General features: G+C 65.4%; 19 protein-coding genes. 14 read left to right on the forward strand and 5 right to left on the reverse strand.

The genetic code is table 11. From position 1 onward, the window contains the following. Positions 1-9: 9 nt before the first annotated feature. Positions 10-486, reverse strand: a complete 477-nt coding sequence (locus CAL22_RS02875) for a DUF4863 family protein (protein WP_094810184.1) — start codon at positions 484-486, stop codon at positions 10-12. A gap of 183 nt (positions 487-669) precedes the next feature. Between CAL22_RS02875 and CAL22_RS02880 the strand changes: the two genes are divergently transcribed. The 4 genes from CAL22_RS02880 to boxA all read left to right on the forward strand — a co-directional run bounded on the left by CAL22_RS02880 (position 670) and on the right by boxA (position 6,084). Then, positions 670-1,578 (forward strand): helix-turn-helix transcriptional regulator, encoded by a 909-nt coding sequence (locus CAL22_RS02880; protein WP_005018565.1) that lies wholly within the window; start codon positions 670-672, stop codon positions 1,576-1,578. A gap of 150 nt (positions 1,579-1,728) precedes the next feature. Continuing rightward, positions 1,729-3,372 carry a 2,3-epoxybenzoyl-CoA dihydrolase gene (gene boxC / locus CAL22_RS02885; protein WP_094810186.1) on the forward strand — a complete coding sequence of 548 codons (1,644 nt, stop codon included), beginning with the start codon at positions 1,729-1,731 and terminating at the stop codon, positions 3,370-3,372. A gap of 58 nt (positions 3,373-3,430) precedes the next feature. Next, positions 3,431-4,858 carry a benzoyl-CoA 2,3-epoxidase subunit BoxB gene (gene boxB, locus CAL22_RS02890; RefSeq protein ID WP_094810188.1) on the forward strand — a complete coding sequence of 476 codons (1,428 nt, stop codon included), beginning with the start codon at positions 3,431-3,433 and terminating at the stop codon, positions 4,856-4,858. 8 nt (positions 4,859-4,866) lie between these two features. Beyond that, positions 4,867-6,084 (forward strand): benzoyl-CoA 2,3-epoxidase subunit BoxA, encoded by a 1,218-nt coding sequence (gene boxA / locus CAL22_RS02895; protein WP_094810190.1) that lies wholly within the window; start codon positions 4,867-4,869, stop codon positions 6,082-6,084. Here the strand turns inward: boxA and CAL22_RS02900 are convergent, their stop codons facing one another. Together CAL22_RS02900 and yjgA are read right to left on the reverse strand one after the other, a co-directional pair. Further along, complete coding sequence (locus CAL22_RS02900) at positions 6,085-6,750, reverse strand: alpha/beta hydrolase (protein WP_094810192.1); 666 nt, start codon at positions 6,748-6,750, stop codon at positions 6,085-6,087. A 7-nt stretch (positions 6,751-6,757) separates the two neighbouring features. Continuing rightward, positions 6,758-7,312, reverse strand: coding sequence for a ribosome biogenesis factor YjgA (gene yjgA / locus CAL22_RS02905; RefSeq protein ID WP_094810194.1), 555 nt, complete (start codon positions 7,310-7,312; stop codon positions 6,758-6,760). A gap of 58 nt (positions 7,313-7,370) precedes the next feature. Between yjgA and pmbA the strand changes: the two genes are divergently transcribed. The 7 genes from pmbA (at position 7,371) to erpA (ending at position 13,646) form a co-directional block, all read left to right on the forward strand. Then, the gene (gene pmbA / locus CAL22_RS02910) at positions 7,371-8,735 is read left to right on the forward strand and encodes a metalloprotease PmbA (RefSeq protein WP_094810196.1); all 1,365 of its coding nucleotides are present in this window, start codon (positions 7,371-7,373) and stop codon (positions 8,733-8,735) included. Positions 8,736-8,829: 94 nt separating this feature from the next. Next, positions 8,830-9,930: a TRAP transporter substrate-binding protein gene (locus CAL22_RS02915; protein WP_094810198.1), complete on the forward strand. Its 1,101-nt coding sequence runs from the start codon at positions 8,830-8,832 to the stop codon at positions 9,928-9,930. Positions 9,931-10,199: 269 nt separating this feature from the next. Continuing rightward, a complete protein-coding gene (gene rplM / locus CAL22_RS02920; RefSeq protein WP_029580197.1) occupies positions 10,200-10,628 on the forward strand; it encodes a 50S ribosomal protein L13 in 429 nt (142 codons plus the stop codon). Between the two features lie 9 nt (positions 10,629-10,637). Further along, complete coding sequence (gene rpsI / locus CAL22_RS02925; RefSeq protein ID WP_012418608.1) at positions 10,638-11,030, forward strand: 30S ribosomal protein S9; 393 nt, start codon at positions 10,638-10,640, stop codon at positions 11,028-11,030. Between the two features lie 207 nt (positions 11,031-11,237). After that, entirely contained in the window at positions 11,238-12,305 is a 1,068-nt protein-coding gene (gene argC, locus CAL22_RS02930) for an N-acetyl-gamma-glutamyl-phosphate reductase (RefSeq protein WP_094810200.1), read from the forward strand. Between the two features lie 42 nt (positions 12,306-12,347). Further along, positions 12,348-13,187, forward strand: coding sequence for a DUF6776 family protein (locus CAL22_RS02935; RefSeq protein ID WP_244193765.1), 840 nt, complete (start codon positions 12,348-12,350; stop codon positions 13,185-13,187). A gap of 87 nt (positions 13,188-13,274) precedes the next feature. Further along, complete coding sequence (erpA, locus tag CAL22_RS02940) at positions 13,275-13,646, forward strand: iron-sulfur cluster insertion protein ErpA (RefSeq protein WP_094810204.1); 372 nt, start codon at positions 13,275-13,277, stop codon at positions 13,644-13,646. Positions 13,647-13,704: 58 nt separating this feature from the next. Here erpA and CAL22_RS02945 read toward each other — a convergent pair whose 3' ends face one another. Together CAL22_RS02945 and CAL22_RS02950 are read right to left on the reverse strand one after the other, a co-directional pair. Next, positions 13,705-14,832: an anhydro-N-acetylmuramic acid kinase gene (locus CAL22_RS02945; RefSeq protein ID WP_094810206.1), complete on the reverse strand. Its 1,128-nt coding sequence runs from the start codon at positions 14,830-14,832 to the stop codon at positions 13,705-13,707. Positions 14,833-14,840: 8 nt separating this feature from the next. Then, positions 14,841-16,256 (reverse strand): M23 family metallopeptidase, encoded by a 1,416-nt coding sequence (locus tag CAL22_RS02950; protein WP_094810208.1) that lies wholly within the window; start codon positions 16,254-16,256, stop codon positions 14,841-14,843. A gap of 276 nt (positions 16,257-16,532) precedes the next feature. Here CAL22_RS02950 and tyrS point away from each other — a divergent pair, with 276 nt between their 5' ends. The 3 genes from tyrS to glyA all read left to right on the forward strand — a co-directional run bounded on the left by tyrS (position 16,533) and on the right by glyA (position 19,912). Next, positions 16,533-17,762, forward strand: coding sequence for a tyrosine--tRNA ligase (gene tyrS, locus CAL22_RS02955; protein WP_094810210.1), 1,230 nt, complete (start codon positions 16,533-16,535; stop codon positions 17,760-17,762). A 38-nt stretch (positions 17,763-17,800) separates the two neighbouring features. After that, entirely contained in the window at positions 17,801-18,457 is a 657-nt protein-coding gene (locus CAL22_RS02960) for a YbhB/YbcL family Raf kinase inhibitor-like protein (protein ID WP_094810212.1), read from the forward strand. Positions 18,458-18,661: 204 nt separating this feature from the next. Beyond that, positions 18,662-19,912, forward strand: coding sequence for a serine hydroxymethyltransferase (gene glyA, locus CAL22_RS02965; RefSeq protein ID WP_094810214.1), 1,251 nt, complete (start codon positions 18,662-18,664; stop codon positions 19,910-19,912). Positions 19,913-19,914: the final 2 nt, after the last annotated feature.

Genomic DNA, 19,914 nt, shown 5'->3' on the forward strand with positions numbered 1-19,914 from the left:
GGGATGTCCTCAGGCCGATGGGCGGGTGAATTCGATGGCGCCAGCGGGCAGGAGGTAGAGCACCAGGGCCTGGCCGCCTCGGACGGTGGGGCTGTGCGCCGAGTCGGGGCCGTATACCAGCCACCCCGCGCCACGGCCGTCAAAGCGCGCCGCGTCGCTCAGGGGCATGACCAGGTCGATCTCGCCTTGCGGGTGGCGATGATGCGGTCCGGCCAGATCGTTCATGTCGACCACGTCGACCGAATAGCCGGCCAGCGCGGCGTCGGGCTTGATGACGCGGCCGTAACGGATGCCGCCGCCTTCGTACTTGCACATCCAGCCGGCGGCGATCCCCTGGCGACAGGCCTCGAAAATGCGCTGGTAGAGCTCGCTGTCAGCGCCCAGATCGCGATTCAGGCGGTCTTCCAGGGTTTGGTCCAGGTCGGCCGCGCCGATCTGGTCGGTGACCTCGCGCATCAGCGCGTGGAACTGTTCAGGCGTACTCATGGTGTCGTCCTATACACTTATCGTCCCGCGCCTTGATCGCATGCAACAGAGTGCGTGTCGGGGCCGAAGCTGACATCGTCAAACCGTATTTGGCGCTTGTTGATGGAAAAATAGTGCTTTATATCGAGAGCGTCAAGCACTATAGTTCATGTTTTCTTAAGGGTTAGTGCGGAGTCGCAGACTATGGAGCCAGCGCTGGAGCCGATCGCGGAGGAGCCGCGGCGTGACCTTTTCCTGATTGCCCTGGGCGAGCGGGTGCGGCGCCTGCGCGCCATACGCGGGATGACACGCAAGAGCCTGTCGCAGGCCACCGGCGTGTCCGAGCGCCATCTGGCCAACCTGGAGCACGGGGTGGGCAATGCCTCCATCCTGGTGCTGCTGCAGATAGCCCGCGCCTTTAACTGCGCGCTGGCCGAACTGGTGGGCGACGTGACGACGGAGTCCCCCGAGTGGCTGCTGATCCGCGAATTGCTCAGCGGGCGCAGCGAGTCCGATCTGCAGCGCGCGCGGGAGTCCTTGTCGCAGCTCTTTGGCGTCGGCGCCGGGGCCCAGCGGCCCAATCGTTACCAGCGCGTGGCCCTGATCGGCCTGCGCGGGGCGGGCAAGTCCACCCTGGGGCAGATGCTGGCCGACGACCTGGGCTATCCCTTTATCGAACTGAACCGTGAAATCGAGCGCGTGGCCGGCTGCAGCATCCTCGAAATCCACAATCTGTATGGCCCCAACGCCTATCGCCGCTACGAGCGCCGGGCGCTGGAGGAGGCGGTGCAGATCTACCCGGAAATGGTGCTGGCCACCCCGGGCGGCCTGGTGTCCGAGCCCGCCACCTTCAATCTCTTGCTGGCGCATTGCTACACCGTGTGGCTGCGCGCCACGCCCGAGGAGCACATGAGCCGGGTCATGGCCCAGGGCGATTTCCGCCCCATGTCGGGCAATGGCGAGGCCATGGCCGACCTCAAGCGCATTCTGGCTGGCCGCGAGGCGTTCTATGCCAAGGCCGATCTCACCTGGGTAACCAGCGACCTGAGCCTGCCGGAGAGTTTCGGCGGTCTGCGCACACAGGTACGCAAGGCCTGCAGCCTGCCGCTCTGACGTTTTCTCAAAAACTGCGTTTTAGTGCACGTCGGTGTTGACGTGCCTTTTTTTCTGCACTATTCTGCATTTTAATTCATCACATGCAGTATTGTGCGTGCGCCAGCGGTGGCGAGAACGCAGACCCGGAAGGTTTTGAGGAGACTGAGCATGAGCACCCCCCCGGTGGATTTTCGGACCGAACCCCAGCAGTACCGTCATTGGCGTTTGAATTGCGAAGGCGAGGTGGCCACCCTGGCCATGGATGTCTCCGAGGATGCGGGCTTGCGTCCGGGCTACAAGCTCAAGCTCAACTCCTACGATCTGGGCGTGGATATCGAGCTGCACGATGCCTTGCAGCGCATCCGTTTCGAGCATCCGGAAGTGCGCGCGGTGGTCGTCACCAGCATGAAGGACCGCATTTTCTGTTCGGGCGCGAACATCTTCATGCTGGGTCTGTCCTCGCACGCCTGGAAGGTGAATTTCTGCAAGTTCACCAACGAAACCCGCAACGGCATGGAAGACGCCAGCCAGCACAGCGGCCTGAAGTTCATCGCCGCGCTCAACGGCGCCTGCGCCGGCGGCGGTTACGAGCTGGCCTTGGCGTGCGACGAGATCTATCTGGTCGACGACCGGTCTTCGGCCGTGGCGTTGCCGGAAGTGCCTTTGCTGGGCGTGTTGCCGGGCACGGGCGGGTTGACCCGAGTGACCGACAAGCGCCGCGTGCGCCATGATCTGGCCGATATCTTCTGCACGCTGGTCGAAGGCGTGCGCGGTCAGCGCGCCAAGGACTGGCGGCTGGTCGATGCCGTGGTCAAGCCGGCGCAATTCCAGGAGGCCGTGCAGGCGCGTGTGCGCGAGCTGGCCGCCGGCAGTGACCGCCCGGGCGGCGCCGGCGTGCCCTTGACGCGGCTCGAGCGTGAGGCGGGCCCGCAGGGCCTGCGCTACCGCCATGTGGAAGTCAGCATCGACCGCGACAAACGGCTCGCCACCTGGGTGGTGCGTGCGCCCGATGCCCCGGTGCAGACCGAGATCGATGCCATCCTCGATGCGGGCGCGGATTGGTGGCCCCTGGCCATGGCGCGCGAACTGGACGACGCCATCCTGTACATGCGCACCAATGAGCTGGACATCGGCACCTGGGTCATCAAGACCGAGGGCGACGCGGCGGCCGTGCTGGCCGCCGACGATGTCCTGCAACGGCACGCCGAGCACTGGTTCGTGCGCGAAACGGCCGGCATGCTGCGCCGCACGCTGGCGCGCCTGGATGTGACCTCGCGCACCTTGTATGCCTGCGTGGAGCCGGGCTCCTGCTTTGCCGGCACCTTGCTCGAACTGGCCCTGGCCGCCGACCGCATCTACATGCTCGACGACGAGGAGCAGCCCGCCGCCCTGAACATCAATGAGCGCAACTTCGGCGCCTACCCCATGGTCAATGGCCAGTCGCGCCTGCAGCGCCGCTTCTATGAGGAAGCGGGGCCGCTCGAGGCCGTGCGCGCCGCCGCCGGCCAGCCGGTCGGCCCTCAGCAGGCGCTGGAACTGGGGCTGGTCACCTTCGCGCCCGACAGCCTGGACTGGGATGACGAAATCCGCCTGGCCCTCGAAGAGCGCCGCGCGCTGTCGCCCGATGCCCTGACCGGCCTGGAGGCGAATCTGCGCTTTGGTGGCCGCGAAAACATGGCCACCCGGATTTTCGGGCGGCTGACCGCCTGGCAGAACTGGATCTTCAATCGCCCCAATGCCGCCGGCGAGAAGGGCGCGCTCAAGCTGTATGGCAAGGGCGAACAGGCCAACTTCGACTGGAACCGGGTCTGAACCCGGCCGGCAGCGGAATCATCCGGCGGCCGCGCACGCCGCCCTTCAGGAGACAGACATGAGCGGTATCAACTACAGCGACAAAATCCCCAACAACGTCAATCTGTCGAGCGATCGCACCTTGCAGCGCGCGCTCGAGCACTGGCAGCCCAACTACCTGCAATGGTGGCGCGACATGGGGCCGGACGGCTCGCAGAACTTCGATGTTTATCTGCGTACGGCCGTCAGTGTGCAGCCGGATGGCTGGGCCCATTTCGATCACGTCAAGATGCCTGACTACCGATGGGGCATCTTTCTGGCGCCGCAGGACGGGCAGCGCAAGATCCATTTCGGCGAGAACATGGGCCGCGACGCCTGGCAGGATGTGCCGGGAGAACACCGGGCCAATCTGCGCCGCATCATCGTCACCCAGGGCGACACCGAGCCGGCTTCCATCGAGCAGCAGCGCCACCTGGGCATGACGGCGCCGTCGCAATACGACTTGCGCAATCTGTTCCAGATCAACGTCGAAGAGGGCCGCCATCTGTGGGCCATGGTCTATCTGCTGCACCGTTATTTCGGGCGCGATGGGCGCGAGGAAGCCGATGCGCTGCTGCAGCGCAGCTCTGGCGACGAAGACAATCCGCGCATCCTGGGCGCCTTTAACGAGAAGACGCCGGACTGGCTGGCCTTCTATATGTTCACCTACTTCACCGACCGCGACGGCAAGTTCCAGCTCTGCGCGCTGGCCGAGTCCAGTTTCGATCCCCTGGCGCGCACCACGAAGTTCATGCTGACCGAAGAAGCGCATCACATGTTCGTGGGCGAGTCGGGGGTGTCGCGCGTCATTCAGCGCACCTGCGAAGTGATGAACCAGCTCAAGACCGATGATCCGGCCGCCATCCGCGCCGCCGGCGTGATCGACCTGCCGACCATCCAGCGCTACCTGAACTTCCATTACAGCGTGACCATCGATCTGTTTGGCGCGGATCAGTCCTCCAACGCCGCCATCTTCTACAGCTCGGGGTTGAAGGGCCGCTACGAAGAGGGCAAGCGCAATGATGATCACCAACTCAAGAACGACACCTATCGCGTGCTGACGGTGACCGACGGCCGGTTGCGCGAGATCGAGGTGCCCATGCTCAACGCCCTGAATGAAGTGCTGCGCGATGACTTCATCCGCGACTCCATGGCCGGTGTGGGCCGCTGGAACAAGGTGATCGAAAAGAACGGCATCCCCTTCCGGCTGTCGGTGCCGCACAAGGCCTTCAACCGCCAGATCGGCACCCTGGCCGGCATCCGCGTCTCGCCCGAGGGCGAGGTGCTCAGCGAAAGCCAGTGGCTGGCCAATCGCGACAAGTGGCTGCCTACGGCCGAGGACCGTGCTTTCGTGGCGTCGTTGATGGGCCGCGTGAGCGAACCCGGTAAGTTCGCGAACTGGATCGCCCCTCCCGTCATGGGCATCAATCGCCAGCCGGTGAACTTCGAGTACGTCCGTTTCAGCTGAGTCCTGCCATGAATGCGCCCGCCGAACTGCTCAGGCAGCACCTGATCGATCCCGAGATATGCATCCGTTGCAATACCTGCGAAGAAACGTGCCCGATCGATGCGATCACGCACGACAGCCGCAACTACGTCGTCAACGCGGACATCTGCAATGGTTGCATGGCCTGTGTGCCGCCGTGCCCGACCGGCGCGATCGATAGCTGGCGCCTGGTGGCGCCGGCGCAGGCCTATGGGCTGGACGAGCAGCTCGGCTGGGACGAGCTGCCCGCCGAGCAGCCGCTGGCCGAGCCCGCCGCAGACGCTGCCGCCGCCGTGCCCGACGCGCCCGCGGTGTCGGTGGCCACCGGCCCCAGCGCCACCGTGCCGCCCTGGTCGGCGGCGCATCCCTATGTCAATCTCTACACCCACAAAACCCCCGTGACCGCCACCGTCGTGGGCAATTACCGGGTCACGGGTCCGGACACCGATAGCGATATCCGCCACATCGTGCTGGATTTCGGCGCGCGTCCGTTCCCGGTGCTGGAGGGCCAGTCCATCGGCATTTTGCCGCCCGGCGGCGACGCGCACGGCCGCGCGCATCACGCGCGCCAGTACTCGTTGGCCAGCCCGCGCGATGGCGAGCGCGCCGGCTACAACAATCTGTCCATCACCGTAAAACGCGTGACCGAAGGGCATGACGGGCAGGCGGTGCGCGGCGTGTGCTCCAACTACCTGTGCGACCTGGCCAAAGGCGATACCGTGCAAGTCATCGGGCCGTTTGGCAATACCTTCCTGATGCCCAATCATCCGCGCGCCAATCTGATGATGATCTGTACGGGCACGGGCGCCGCGCCCATGCGCGCCATGACCGAAACCAGCCGGCGCCGGCTGGCGCAGGGCGATCTCGGGCGGTTGATGCTGTTTTTCGGGGCACGCACCGAGCGTGAGCTGCCGTACTTCGGCCCGCTGATGAAACTGCCCAAGGATTTCATCGACATCAATCTGGCCTTGTCTCGCGAGGCCGGGCAACCTCGGCGCTATGTGCAGGACGCCATGCGGCAGCGCGCGCAGGATGTGCTGGGGCTGCTCACCTCCGCCGACACCTACATCTATGTCTGCGGGCTCAAGGGCATGGAGCAGGGGGTGCTGGAGGTTCTGGCCGAGATCGCGCGCGAAGGCGGCCACGACTGGGCCGCGCTGTCCGAAACGCTGCGGCGCGAAGGCCGCATGCATTTCGAGACGTATTGATCAGCGCAGGACGTCGCGCAGGAAAGCGCCGATGTCCTGCACTTCTTCGAGGCAGACCGAGTGCGGCATGGGGTAGCTATGCCATTGCACGGCATAGCCCAGGCTTTGCAGCCTGTCGCGCGAGGCTTCGGCGCGGGCCAGGGCCACCACCGGATCGTACAGGCCGTGCGCCATGAAAACAGGCGTCTGGGCATTGGCCGCATGGCGCTCGGCCTGTGCCGTGTCGATCAGCGGCAGATAGCCCGACAGGCCCACCAGGCCGGCCAGCCGCTCGGGCAGGCGCAGGCCGGTGTGCAGCGTCATGGCGCAACCTTGCGAAAAACCCGCCAGCACGATGCGCGAAGTGGGGATGCCGCGCGCGTTTTCGCGGGCGATGAGCTTGCGGATGGCGGCTTCCGAGGCGCGGATGCCGCCGGCATCTTCCTGGCGCACCAGGTCCATGACCAGGATGTCGTACCACGAGCGCATGGCCATGCCGCCGTTGATCGTCACCGGCGCGACCGGCGCATTGGGAAAGACGAAACGTACCGGCAGATTCAGCCCCAGCTCGGGCACGATGGGCACGAAATCATTGCCGTCGGCGCCCAGGCCATGCAGCCAGATCACGGCATGGCCGGGATTGGGGCCGGTTTCGACTTCGATGCATTCCAGCAGGTCTTGGCTCATGAGGTGATCATTTGGTGAGGGATTTGAGCGCCTGGAACAGCGCCCGGTATTGTTTGCGCTGCGGCTCCTGGCCTTGCTGCAGCGCCGCGTTGTTCTGGGTTTCCTTGCGGGCGGCGCGGATGAGCGCGCGCAAGTGCTGGACATCGGCACCCGGATAGCGCGCCAGCAGCTCGGTCAGCGCCTCGTCGTCCTGGATCAGGCGCTCGCGCAGCCCTTCCAGCCGGTGCATGGCCGCCGTCTCTTCGCGCGACCCGTTTTCCCAGACATCCAACTGGTGACGGATCTCATCGGCGGGCGCGGCGCGCATCAGTTTGCCCACGAAATGGGTCTGGCGGCGCAGGCCTTCACGGCTGGTCGTGCGCTGCGCCTCGCGGATGGCCTCATACAGCCGCTCCTCGATGGGCAGCTTGCGCAGGCGTTCGGGAGACAGCTCGATCAGTTGCTTACCCAGGTCCAGCAGCGCGTGCATCTCGCGCTTGATCTGGGACTTGCTGGGCCGGTCGTAACCGTTTTCATCGTAGCCGTCGTCATCGACGGTATTTTCGGTATCAGGAAAGCTCATGGGACACTGCTAAAAGACGGACTTGGCTATGATAACCGTCTCTGCAAATTGGACAGCAATGGTCACTCCCTCCTCCTCCCTGCCGATCGCCGCGAATCACGCGCGTTTTTCCGAACTCGTCGAACAGGTTCTGGCCTATGCGCGCCAGATCGGCGCGAGCGACGCCGTCGCCGAAGTCTCCGAAAGCCTCGGTTTGTCGGTGTCGGTGCGCAAGAACGACATCGAAACGGTCGAGCAGACGCGCGACCGCTCGCTGGACCTGACTGTCTACGCTGGCCAGAGCCGGGGATCGGCCTCGACCTCCGATTTCTCCGAGGCCGCCTTGCGCCAGACAGTCGAGGCCGCCTGGCATATCGCCCGGCACACGGCCGCCGATGAGGCCGCCGGCCTGCCCGACGCCGACATGCTGGCCACCGAGCATCCCGACCTCGATCTGCACCATCCCTGGGCCATCGACACCGCCGCGGCCGCCGAGCTGGCGCTGCGGGGCGAGCGCGCCGCGCGCGCCGTCGACGGCCGCATTACCAATACCGACGGCGCCGGCGTCAATACCTATGAAGGCCAGTTCGTCATGGGCAATACGCGGGGCTTTCTGGGCGGCTATCCCTATAGCCGGCACAGCCTGTCGGTCGCGCCCATCGCCGGGCGCGGCGGCAAGATGCAGCGCGACTACTGGTACACCGCCGAGCGCGATCCGGCCTTGCTGGCCTCGCCCGAGGCCGTGGGCCGTTACGCCGCCGAACGCACGCTGGCCCGGCTCTCGGCCCGCCGTCTGCGCACGACCAAGGCGCCGGTGCTGTTCGAGGCCCCGCTGGCCCTGGGCCTGCTGGGCGCGTTCGCGCAGGCCGTCAGCGGCGGCGCGCTCTACCGCAAGGCAAGCTTTCTGGTCGACTCGCTGGGCAAACCCATCTTCGCCGACCATATCGACGTGCTCGAAGATCCGCACGTGCGCGGGGGCATGGGCTCGTCGGCCTTCGATGACGAGGGGGTGCGCACCCAGGCGCGCCGCGTGGTGGCGGCCGGCACGCTCGAGGGCTATTTCCTGTCCTCGTACACGGCCCGCAAGCTGGGCATGAGCACCACGGGCAACGCCGGCGGCTCGCACAATCTGTCGCTGACCTCCCGCCTGACCCGGCCTGAAGACGATTTCCGCGCCATGCTCAACAAGCTGGGCACCGGGCTGCTCGTCACCGAACTCATCGGCCAGGGCGTGAACTACCTGACCGGCGACTATTCGCGCGGGGCCTTCGGGTACTGGGTCGAAAACGGCCAGATCCAGCACGCCGTCGAGGAAATCACCATCGCCGGCAACCTGGCGGACATGTTCCGCCAGATCGTCGCCGTGGGCGCCGACACGCTGTCGCGCGGCACGAAGTCAACCGGTTCCATCCTGATCGAGCAGATGTCCATCGCCGGCGTCTGACGCCCGCGCGCTCCTCGGGCCGGGCGCTTGCCGGCGACGTGTAATATCGTTCCGGACAGCTTTGATCCAGTCCCGAAAGACGAGGAGCCAGCCGATGCAGCGTCGTTCATTCTTGAAGCATGCCAGCCTGGGCGCGGCCGCCGGCGGTGCCGTGGTGGCCGCCCCGGCCTTGGCGCAGGACATGCCCTCGGTGAGCTGGCGCCTGGCCTCCAGTTTCAAGCCCGGCCTGCCGACGCTGTATGGCGCGGGCGAGGCGTTCTGCAGGTATGTGGACGAGGCCAGCGGCGGCAGGTTCCGCATCCGGCCGTCGGCCCAGGGCAGCGACGGCGTGCAGGTGTTCGAGGCGGTCGCCGGCGGCGCGGTCGATTGCGGGCATGGTTTCGCATCGGCCTGCTTTGCCAAGGACCCGGCGCTGTGTTTTGATTCCGCCGTGCCGTTCGGCATGAATGCGCGGCAGATGAATGCCTGGATGCTCGAAGCCGATGGCCTGAAACTCACGCGCGATCTTTATCAGCCGCATCAGATCATCAACCTGCCCCTGGGCAATACCGGCGTGCAGATGGGCGGCTGGTATCGCAAGGAGATCAAGACGCTTGCGGATCTGAAGGGGGTGCGCATGCTGACTGCCGGCCTGGCCGGCGAAGTGCTCGCGCGCCTGGGCGTGGTCCCGCAGCAGGTCGCCGCCGACGAGGTGGCCGGCGCACTCGGGAAAGACACGCTGGATGCGGTCGAGGCGGCCAGTCCCAGCGACGATGAAGCGCTGGGGCTGCAAAAGCTTGCTCCCTATTATTACTATCCGAGCTGGTGGGAAGGGGGCGCACAGGCCACGCTCTATATCAGCGCGCCGGCCTGGGACAAGCTGCCCAGGCATTACCGGAGCCTGGTCGAGGCCGCCAGCCGCGCGGCCCATGCCTCGGTGACGGCGCGCTACGACGCGCGCAACCCCGCGGCCCTGAGCCGGCTGACGGCGGCCGGGGCGCAGCTGCGAGCGTTTCCGCGCGCCGTGCTGGACGCCGCTTTCGAGGCCAGCACCGAGGTTTACCGCGCCTTGGCCGACAAAGACCCTCGGTTCAAGGCCATCCACGGCAACTACATGGGGTTCCGTGATCAGTTGCTGCCCTGGTTCCGCGTCAGCGAAAGCGCCTACGACCAGTATCTGATGAGCATGGCGCTGGCCGCGGGCCGGCAACGATGATCCGTCCCCTTGCCGGAGGCAGGGCTCCGGGCAGCGGGCTTGGGCCCGGTTTGCACAAACTTTGAGCAGACATGCTAAACTAGCTAGCTTTCCCTTTATCTGGCCTTGCGCCAGAGTATGGCTAGGGTCACCAGTACGGGCGGGTAATAACGCTTAGACAGGGGGCCAGTCCCAGGGCGCCAGACAAGGCGCTTGGGTTTGCCGCAAGGGAAGAACCCGGCCAGGATGTTCTGGCGGGAAAACCTTTATATTCATTCTTAGGAACCATCATGAAGACCTTTGTGGCCAAGCCGCATGAAGTCAAGCGTGACTGGTTTGTGATCGACGCCAAGGGCAAAGTCCTCGGTCGTGTGGCCAGCGAAGTCGCACGTCGTCTGCGTGGCAAGCACAAACCTGAATTCACGCCGCACGTTGATACCGGCGATTACATCGTCATCATCAACGCTTCCGATATCGTCGTTACGGGTACCAAGGCGCAAGACAAGAAGTACTTCCGCCACACCACCTACCCGGGCGGTATCCGCGAAACGAACTTCGAGAAAATGCAAGAGCGTTTTCCCGGCCGCGCCATCCAGAAGGCTGTCAAGGGCATGCTGCCCAAGGGTCCGCTGGGCTACGCCATGATCAAGAAACTCAAGGTGTACGCTGGTGCCGAGCATCCGCACACCGCTCAGCAGCCCAAGCCGCTGGATATCTAAGGAAACGCCATGATCGGTAACTGGAACTACGGAACCGGCCGTCGCAAAACCTCGGTGGCTCGTGTTTTCATCAAGAAGGGTACGGGCAAGATCGTCGTCAACGGCAAGCCCGTCGACGAGTTTTTTGCTCGCGAAACCGGCCGCATGGTCGTGCGTCAGCCTCTGGCGCTGACCGGTCACCTCGAATCGTTCGACATCAAGGTCAACGTGATCGGTGGCGGTGAAACCGGCCAGGCCGGCGCAGTTCGTCACGGCATCACGCGTGCCCTGATCGACTACGACGCGACCCTCAAGCCCGCGCTGTCGCAAGCCGGCTTTGTGACCCGCGACGCCCGCGAAGTTGAACGTAAGAAGGTCGGTCTGCGCAAGGCGCGCCGCCGCAAGCAGTTCAGCAAGCGTTAATCGCTGTATGCAGAAAGGCCGCGCAAGCGGCCTTTTTGCTTTTGGGCCCGTCTCCCGCTGCGCGCAGCGGAACCCCGGGCCGCAACATTTGTCCCAACCTGCGCCAGTGCTCAGGGCGACGGCGGTTGCCGCAGCGATACAATTCAGGCACGCGTGTCGTGCCCAGTGCCGCACCCGAGCGTGCCTCACTCCCAGGAAGAAGCTACCATGGCCCAAGCAACCAATTCCCGCATCAAGGTCGGCATCGTCGGCGGCACCGGATATACCGGCGTCGAGCTGCTGCGCTTGCTGTCGCAGCACCCCCAAGTCGAACTGACCGCCATCACCTCGCGCAAGGAAGACGGCCTGCCCGTGGCGGACATGTATCCCAATCTGCGCGGCCGCGTGAAGCTGGCCTTCAGCGCTCCGGAAAAAGCCACCCTGACCGATTGCGACGTGGTGTTTTTCGCCACGCCGCATGGCGTGGCCATGGCGCAGGCGCAGGAACTGACCGCTGCCGGCACGCGGGTGATCGACCTGGCCGCGGACTTCCGCCTGCAGGACACCGCGGTGTTCGAGCGCTGGTACAAGATGCCGCACACCTGCCCCGACATCCTGGCCCAGGACTCTGTCTATGGCCTGGTCGAGCTCAATCGCGCCGCCATTGCCGGGGCCAAGGTGATCGGCAACCCCGGCTGCTATCCCACCACCGTCATTCTCGGCCTGGCGCCGCTGATCGAGGGCGGCAAGAAACTGATCGACACCCAGACCCTGATCGCCGACTGCAAGTCGGGCGTGTCGGGCGCGGGCCGCAAGGCCGAAGTGGGTTCGCTCTTCTCCGAAGCCGGTGACAATTTCAAGGCCTATGGCGTGGCGGGGCACCGCCATCATCCCGAGATCACCGAGCAGCTCGAGAAGCTGGCCGGCGGCAAGGTGGGCCTGACCTTCGTGCCGCATCTGGTCCCCATGATCCGGGGCATGTTCTCCACCATTTATGCGCGCATTCTGCCCGAGGCGCGCGACACCGACTTCCAGGCCTTGTTCGAGGCCCGTTACGCCGATGAGGCCTTCATCGACGTCATGCCGGCCGGCAGCCTGCCGGAGACCCGCTCGGTGCGCGCCTCCAACAATCTGCGCATCTCGGTGCAGCGGCCGGGCAACGGTGATCAGCTCGTCATCCTCGTGATCCAGGACAACCTGGTCAAGGGAGCGGCGGGCCAGGCCGTGCAGAACATGAACCTGATGTTTGGTCTGCCCGAGGCCACCGGCCTGGATCAGGTCGCCATTCTTCCCTGATACCCGGCGATCGCCATCGCCCTGCCGACGCCCCGAGTTTCGATGCCCGAGCCCGCCGTTCCCGCCGTCCCGCCTCGTCAACGAGGCTGGCGGCGCGCTGCCTGGATGGCGCTCATGCTCGGCCTGGGGCTGGGCGCCGGCGTGGGGGTGGGCTATCAATATGCATTGGGGCCGGGCCGGCCTGCGCACATGGTGATGCTCACGCAAGCTCAGGCCGAGGCCCAGGATGCCAGCCTGCGCCAGCGGGAAACCGAGGCGCGCTTTTTGCGCGCCCAGCTCGATACGGCCGATGGCGAAATCGCCGTCGAGCGTGCGGCCCGCCAGGAGCTCGAGGCGCAGTTGCGCACGGCCCAGGCCGAGGTCGGCCGCGTGCGGGATCAGTTGGCCTTTTATGAGCAGTTACTGCCCCCCGGGCCGGCCGGCTCCATTGATATTCGTGGGGCGGAGTTTTCGCGCGCAGGCAATGGTTTGCACTACCGGGTGTTGCTGATGCGCAGCGGCCGGGGCAATGACAATGGTTTTAGCGGCGAGTTGCGTTTTGAGGCCGTCGGCATCCAGCAAGGGCAGACGGTGACGCTGCCGCTCAGCCCCCGCCAGGTCAAAACGGACGAGGCCGCCGCGCCGGCGGCCGTCCTGCCGCCGGCCGCCGCCCATGCACTGCCGGGCGATGAGGCGCAGGCGGCCAAGCCAGGCTCCCCGGCCGCGGCGGCCACGGCCAATGGCGGCAATGGCGCCAGCTTTCTGGCTTTGCATTTTGATCAGTTCCAGCGCAGCCAGGGTGTGCTGGCCTTGCCCGAGGGATTTGTCCCCGAAAGTGTGACCGTGACGGTGCTGGAGGATGGAACAGTGCGTGCCACACGAAATGTCAAATTGGAATTTTGACGCGCGGCCTGGCTGCGCTATAGTGATCTTATTCGCGCGGCCCCGGCCGCCATCCGGAATTCGGCCCTCGCGGCCAGGAGTGTAATCATGAATGCTGTTACCGAAACCGTGGATCTCCAAGCCCCCCCGCCGGTGCCGCTGATCTTCACTGATTCGGCTGCCGCCAAGGTCAAGGATCTGTTGGCCGAAGAGGGCAACCCCGAGCTCAAACTGCGCGTCTTCGTGCAGGGCGGGGGCTGTTCCGGCTTTCAGTACGGCTTTACCTTCGACGAAGTCGTCAACGAGGACGACACCGTCCTCGACAAGGAAGGCGTGCAATTGCTGGTCGACCCGATGAGCTTCCAGTATCTGGTGGGCGCCGAGATCGACTACAAGGAAGACCTCGAAGGCGCGCAGTTCGTCATCCGCAATCCCAATGCGACGACGACTTGCGGCTGCGGCTCGTCCTTCTCGGTCTGACGCGCGTCAGCGTGTCGGCGACATCAAGCCCCTGCGGGGGCTTTTTGTTTGGCCGGATTCAGCCGGCAGGATAAAGCGCGCCCAGCAGACGCGGGCCGCGTGCGCCGGTGACTTGCGGCACGCCGGCAGCTGCGCGGTCGATGAAGGCGCGCGCCAGCCAGGCAAACGCCATGGCCTCGACCCACTGACCCGGAACCCCTTCGCGGTCGGTCGGCGCGACGGGGCAGGGCAGCGCCTGCGCCAGGGCCGTCATCAGCTGCGGATTGCGGGCCCCGCCGCCACAGACCAGGAGGTCAGTGAGGGGGTGGCCGGCCACGGCCTGCGCTACCGTTTGCGCTGTCAGTGCGACGAGCGTGGCCTGCACATCCTCGGGCGCCAGCGGCTGCGCGTAGCTGGCCAGGCGGGCTTGCAGCCAGGGCAGGCCGAACAGATCGCGGCCCGTGGATTTGGGCGCGGGCAGCGCGAACCAGGGCTCGCTGTGCAGGAGGTGGCGCAGCAGGTTGGCATTGGCCCGCCCGCTGCCCGCCCATAGGCCGTCCTGATCGAAAGCCCGGCCGGTATGTAGCTGGCACCAGCCATCGAGCAGCACATTGGCCGGCCCGGTGTCGAAGCCGCGCGGCGGCAGGCCCGGCGCCAGCAGGGTGACGTTGCCGATGCCGCCCAGATTGAGGACGGCGCGCGGCGCGCCATGATTGAACATGGCGTCGTGAAAGGGCGGCACGAGCGGTGCGCCCTGGCCGCCTGCGGCCACGTCGCGGCTGCGGAAATCGGCCACCACATCGATGCCGGTGAGCTCGGCCAGCAAGGCGGGCGCGTTCAGTTGCAGGGTGTAGCCCAAGTCGGGCCGGTGGCGTACGGTCTGGCCGTGCGCGCCGATGGCGCGGATCTGTTCGCGAGCCAGCCCGGTGGCTGCCAGCAGACGCGTGCAGGCCTGGGCGTAGAGCTGCGCCAGATCATTGGCGGCCAGCGCGGCGCGGTGCAGTTCATCGGCGCCGCTGGTGTTCAGGGCCAGCAGGGTGGCGCGCAATGGTTGCGGCATGTCCAGCGAAGTGCTGGCCAGCAGGCGCGGGCCGGGATCGAGCTGCAGCAACACACCGTCGACACCATCCATGCTGGTGCCCGACATCAGGCCGATGAAACAACGGCCCGGCAGCGGGCTGCTCGGGCCGTCGGTGGGACGCGTCATGGCGCGGCTCAGCGGCTGGCCACGTTGGTCATGGATTCCGGCAATGTCTGCTGGAACTCGGTGAGCAACTGGATCTGCTGCCGGAAGGGCGCCACCGTATTGGCGAAGGCGCGGGCTTCGGCGGGCTCGAGCTTGCGGGCCACGGGCAGGTCGACCGACAGCGGATCGACCGGCTGGTTGTCGATACGGAACTCATAGTGCAGGTGCGGGCCGGTGGCCCAGCCGGTGGCGCCGACGTAGCCGACCAGATCGCCTTGGGCGATTTTGTCGCCTTTTTTCAGGCCCGGGCGGATGCTGCTCTGGTGTGCGTACAGCGTGGAGTACTTGCCGTAATGCTTGACGATGACCACGTTGCCATAGCCGTTTTGCCAGCCTGCAAACTCCACCGTGCCGTCGGCCGTGCTGTGGATGGGCGTGCCCGAGGGAGCGGCATAGTCCACGCCCTTGTGGCCCGTCCAGGTGCGGTGGATGGGATGCATGCGCATGCCGAAGGTCGAGCTGATGCGGGAGAACTTCAGCGCCGTGCGCAGGAAAGCGCCGCGCAGGCTGGTGCCATCGAAATCGTAGTAGCTGCCGCTCTTGTTGTCGGCGCTGAACCAGACCGCGCTGTAGACCTTCTCGTTGTTGACGAACTCGACGGCCAGCAGGCGGCCGGCGCCGGCGTAGCGGCCGTCATGGGAGCGGACTTCGTAGACCACGCGGAATTGATCGCCCTGGCGCAGGTCGCGCAGAAAGTCGATCTTGGCGCCCAGGATGTCGGCCATCTGCAGCGTGATCGAATCGGGGATGCCGGCCGCGTCGGTGGCGGCAAACAGCGACGAGCGGATCGTGCCCACGGCCACGCGGGTCTGCAGCTCGGTGCTCTCGGTGATTTCTTCGGCCTTGAAGCTGTCGCCGGCGGGCTTGACGTTCAGCATCTTGGTGTAGACCTGCCCGTCGATCTCGTTGCCCGGCGTGTGGATGTAGCGCAGCCACACCAGCTTGCCTTCTTCGTCGGTGGCGGCCTGCACCGAACGGCCCGGGTAGAGGCGATAGATGCTGCGGGCGCTGGCTTCGTGCGTCAGGAAGGTTTGCAGCTTGCCGTCGTCGAGGTCCAGGCGCTGCAGCACGCTGGCCAGCGTGTCGCCGGAGCGGATGCGGGTCTCGCTGATGTAGGGGGCCGGGGCGCTGGCGCTGATCTGCAGCTGGTCGGGTTGCAGCGGCAACTCGCTGTTGATCAGGCGCAGGGGGGGGAGTTCGGTGCGGTCGGGTTGCTGGACCATGCCCAGCGCGGCGGCGCCGGCAAACAGGCCAAGCGCGGAAACCACCAGAGTACGACGCAGCAGCGAGCCGCCACGGGAAGAGCTGGGTTCGACGGCGGGAGTAAACAGGGCGGCAACCTTGCGGCTCAGGCTGCGCACCAGACTGTTGAAGCCTCGATTCATTGGGCGGACCTTAGATGGGTACAGATGCACGAATAGCGCCTGACCGCGGCTATCCTCCTGGCAGTCTGTGGACCGGAGGCAGGGTGCGCCGGGGCGGCGATATCGTGGGCAAACTTTGGAAGAACGGGCGGCTAGCAGGGACGCTGACCGTCATGAATATGACAGTTGCGTATGATTAGGGCAGTATCCTAGCCGAATAAGCTAGAATTTTCGACCGATTTATACAGTTTTTACACCTTTTTTTCGCTTAACTCCCGTCTTCCGGGGCTCATCATCATGCCGCAAGCCGAATTTCCCATTACTCCCGAAGTCGAAGCCGATCTGCGCGTGGCGCGGCGCGGCTGCGATGAGCTCCTGGTCGAGTCCGAGTTCGCCCGCAAGCTGGCCCGCAGCCGCGCCACGGGCGTGCCACTGCGCATCAAGCTGGGGCTGGACCCCACCGCGCCGGACATCCATCTGGGCCATACCGTGGTGCTGAACAAGATGCGCCAGCTCCAGGATCTGGGGCATAACGTCATCTTTCTGATCGGCGACTTCACCTCGACCATCGGCGACCCCAGCGGGCGCAACTCCACGCGCCCGCCGCTGACGCGCGAGCAGATCGAACACAACGCCAAGACCTATTACGCCCAGGCCAGCCTGGTGCTGGATCCGGCCCGCACGGAGATCCGCTACAACTCCGAGTGGTGCGATCCGCTGGGTGCGCGCGGCATGATCCAGCTGGCGTCGCGCTACACCGTGGCCCGCATGATGGAGCGCGAGGACTTCACGCGCCGCTTCAAAACCGGCGTGCCCATCGCCGTGCACGAGTTCCTCTACCCCCTGATGCAGGGCTATGACTCGGTCGCGCTCAAGGCCGACCTGGAGCTGGGCGGCACCGACCAGAAGTTCAACCTGCTGGTCGGCCGCGAGTTGCAGAAGGAGTATGGCCAGGAGCCGCAGTGCATCCTGACCATGCCGCTGCTGGTCGGCACCGATGGCGTCGAGAAGATGTCCAAGTCCAAGGGCAATTACATCGGTATCTCCGAGTCGCCCGATTCCATGTTCGGCAAGCTGATGTCGATCTCGGACATGCTGATGTGGCGGTATTTCGAGCTGCTGTCCTTCCGTTCGCTGGAAGAGATCGCCGCGCTTAAGGCCGAGGTCGAGGGCGGCCGCAATCCGCGCGACGCCAAGGTGCTGCTGGCCCAGGAGATCATCGCGCGTTTCCACAGCCAGCAGGATGCCGAGCAGGCGCTGGCCAACTTCGAGGCGCGTTTCCGTGACGGCGCCATTCCGGACGACATCCCTGAGATTCCGCTGGCCGGCGCGCCCATGGGCGTGCTGCGCATCCTGCGTGAGGCCGGGCTGTGCGCCTCCAGTTCGGAGGCGCAGCGCGCCGTCGAGCAGGGCGGGGTGAAGGTCGATGGCGTCAAGGTCGAAGACCGGGCCTTGCAATTGCAGCCGGGCTCCTATGTCCTGCAGGTGGGCAAACGCAAGTTCGCGCGTGTTAACTTGGTGGCGTGACTGGCCTGGCGCCAGCGGTTTTGTCTAGGAGGACGTTCATGAAACTCGCGAGCCTGTCTTTTGCCGATAACGAGTCCATCCCCGAGCGCTATGCGTTCGGCCGGATCGACCCGCAATCCCGGATTGCCCTGGCCGACAACTTCAACCCGCAATTCGCCTGGGATGATGTGCCGGAGGGCACCCAGTCCTTTGCCTTGCTCTGCCATGACCCGGACGTGCCGTCCAAACCCGATGACGTCAACGAGGATGGCCGCGAGGTGCCGGCCTCGCTGCCGCGGGTGGATTTCTTCCATTGGGTGCTGATCGATCTGGCCCCCAAACTGCGCGAGATCCAGGAAGGCGCTTTCTCGGATGGCATCACGCCGCGCGGCAAGGGTGGGCCGCTGGCGCCCAACGAGGCGCGTCAGGGCCTGAACGATTACACCGGCTGGTTTGCCGCCGATCGCGATATGAGCGGCGACTACTTCGGTTACGACGGCCCTTGCCCGCCCTGGAACGACGCCATCGTCCATCGCTATGTGTTCACGCTGTATGCGCTGGATGTGGCCAAGCTGAACGTGCAGGGCAAGTTCACCGGCGCCGATGTGCTCAAGGCCATGCAAGGCCATGTGCTGGCGCAGGCGGCAGTCACCGGCACCTATACCCTCAATCCCGCCCTGGCGCCGCGCCAGATCGGCGCGACCTCCGCGTCCTGATGCGCGGGCGGCCGGCGCCTTGCCGCCGGCCGATATGAGCCTGGCTCATGCCTGCCATGAGCCATATTCCAGTAAACGGCGGGTTGGCGGTTTTTGCCAACGGTTTACCGGGTTTTGCCTTGTTTCAGGCCGCGGAGTGCGGGCCGGACGGGGTACACTAAGCGCATTGTTTTTGCCCCTTCTCCGTTCCAGGAACCTCCCTCCATGTTCGACCGCAAGCTCACCCTCGACAAGGTGGACCCCGACCTTTGGGCCGCCATCCAGAAAGAAGACGAACGCCAAGAGCAGCACATTGAGCTGATCGCCTCTGAAAACTACGCCAGCCCGGCCGTCATGCAGGCCCAGGGCACGCAGTTGACCAACAAGTACGCCGAGGGTTACCCGGGCAAGCGTTACTACGGGGGTTGCGAGTACGTGGACGTCGTCGAGCAACTGGCGATCGATCGTCTCAAGCAGGTCTTTGGCGCCGAGGCGGCCAACGTGCAGCCCAATTCGGGTTCGCAGGCCAATCAGGGCGTCTACATGGCCGTGCTCAAGCCGGGCGACACCGTGTTGGGCATGAGCCTGGCCGAGGGCGGTCACCTGACGCATGGCGCGTCGGTCAACGCTTCGGGCAAGCTGTACAACTTCCTGCCCTATGGCCTGGACGAAAACGAAGTCCTCAACTATGCCCAGGTCGAGGCGCTGGCCAAAGAACACAAGCCCAAGCTGATCGTCGCCGGTGCATCGGCCTATGCCCTGCACATCGACTTCGAGCGCATGGCCCGCATCGCGCACGACAACGGCGCGCTGTTCATGGTCGATATCGCCCACTACGCCGGCCTGGTCGCCGGTGGCCAGTATCCGAATCCGGTGCCGCACGCCGACTTCGTCACCTCGACCACGCACAAGTCGCTGCGCGGCCCGCGCGGCGGCGTCATCATGATGAAGGCCGAGTTCGAAAAGGCCGTCAATTCGGCTATTTTCCCCGGCATCCAGGGCGGCCCGCTCGAGCACGTCATCGCCGCCAAGGCAGTGGCCTTCAAGGAAGCGCTGTCGCCTGACTTCAAGGATTACGCCGCCCAGGTCGTCAAGAACGCCAAGGTGCTGGCCGAAACCCTGGTCAAGCGTGGCCTGCGCATTGTTTCGGGCCGCACCGAAAGCCATGTCATGCTGGTCGACCTGCGCGCCAAGGGCATCACCGGCAAGGAAGCCGAAGCCGTGTTGGGCCAGGCCCACATCACGGTCAACAAGAACGCCATCCCCAACGATCCGGAAAAGCCCTTCGTGACCAGCGGCATCCGCCTGGGCACGCCGGCCATGACGACGCGCGGTTTCAAGGAGGCCGAAGCCGAATTGACCGCCAACCTGATCGCCGATGTGCTGGAAAATCCGCGTGACGAGGCCAACATCGCCGCCGTGCGCGCCAAGGTCAACGCGCTGACGGCGCGTCTGCCTGTCTATAGCGCCAAGTAATC

This window comes from Bordetella genomosp. 12 (genome assembly GCF_002261355.1).
GTDB lineage: Bacteria > Pseudomonadota > Gammaproteobacteria > Burkholderiales > Burkholderiaceae_B > Bordetella.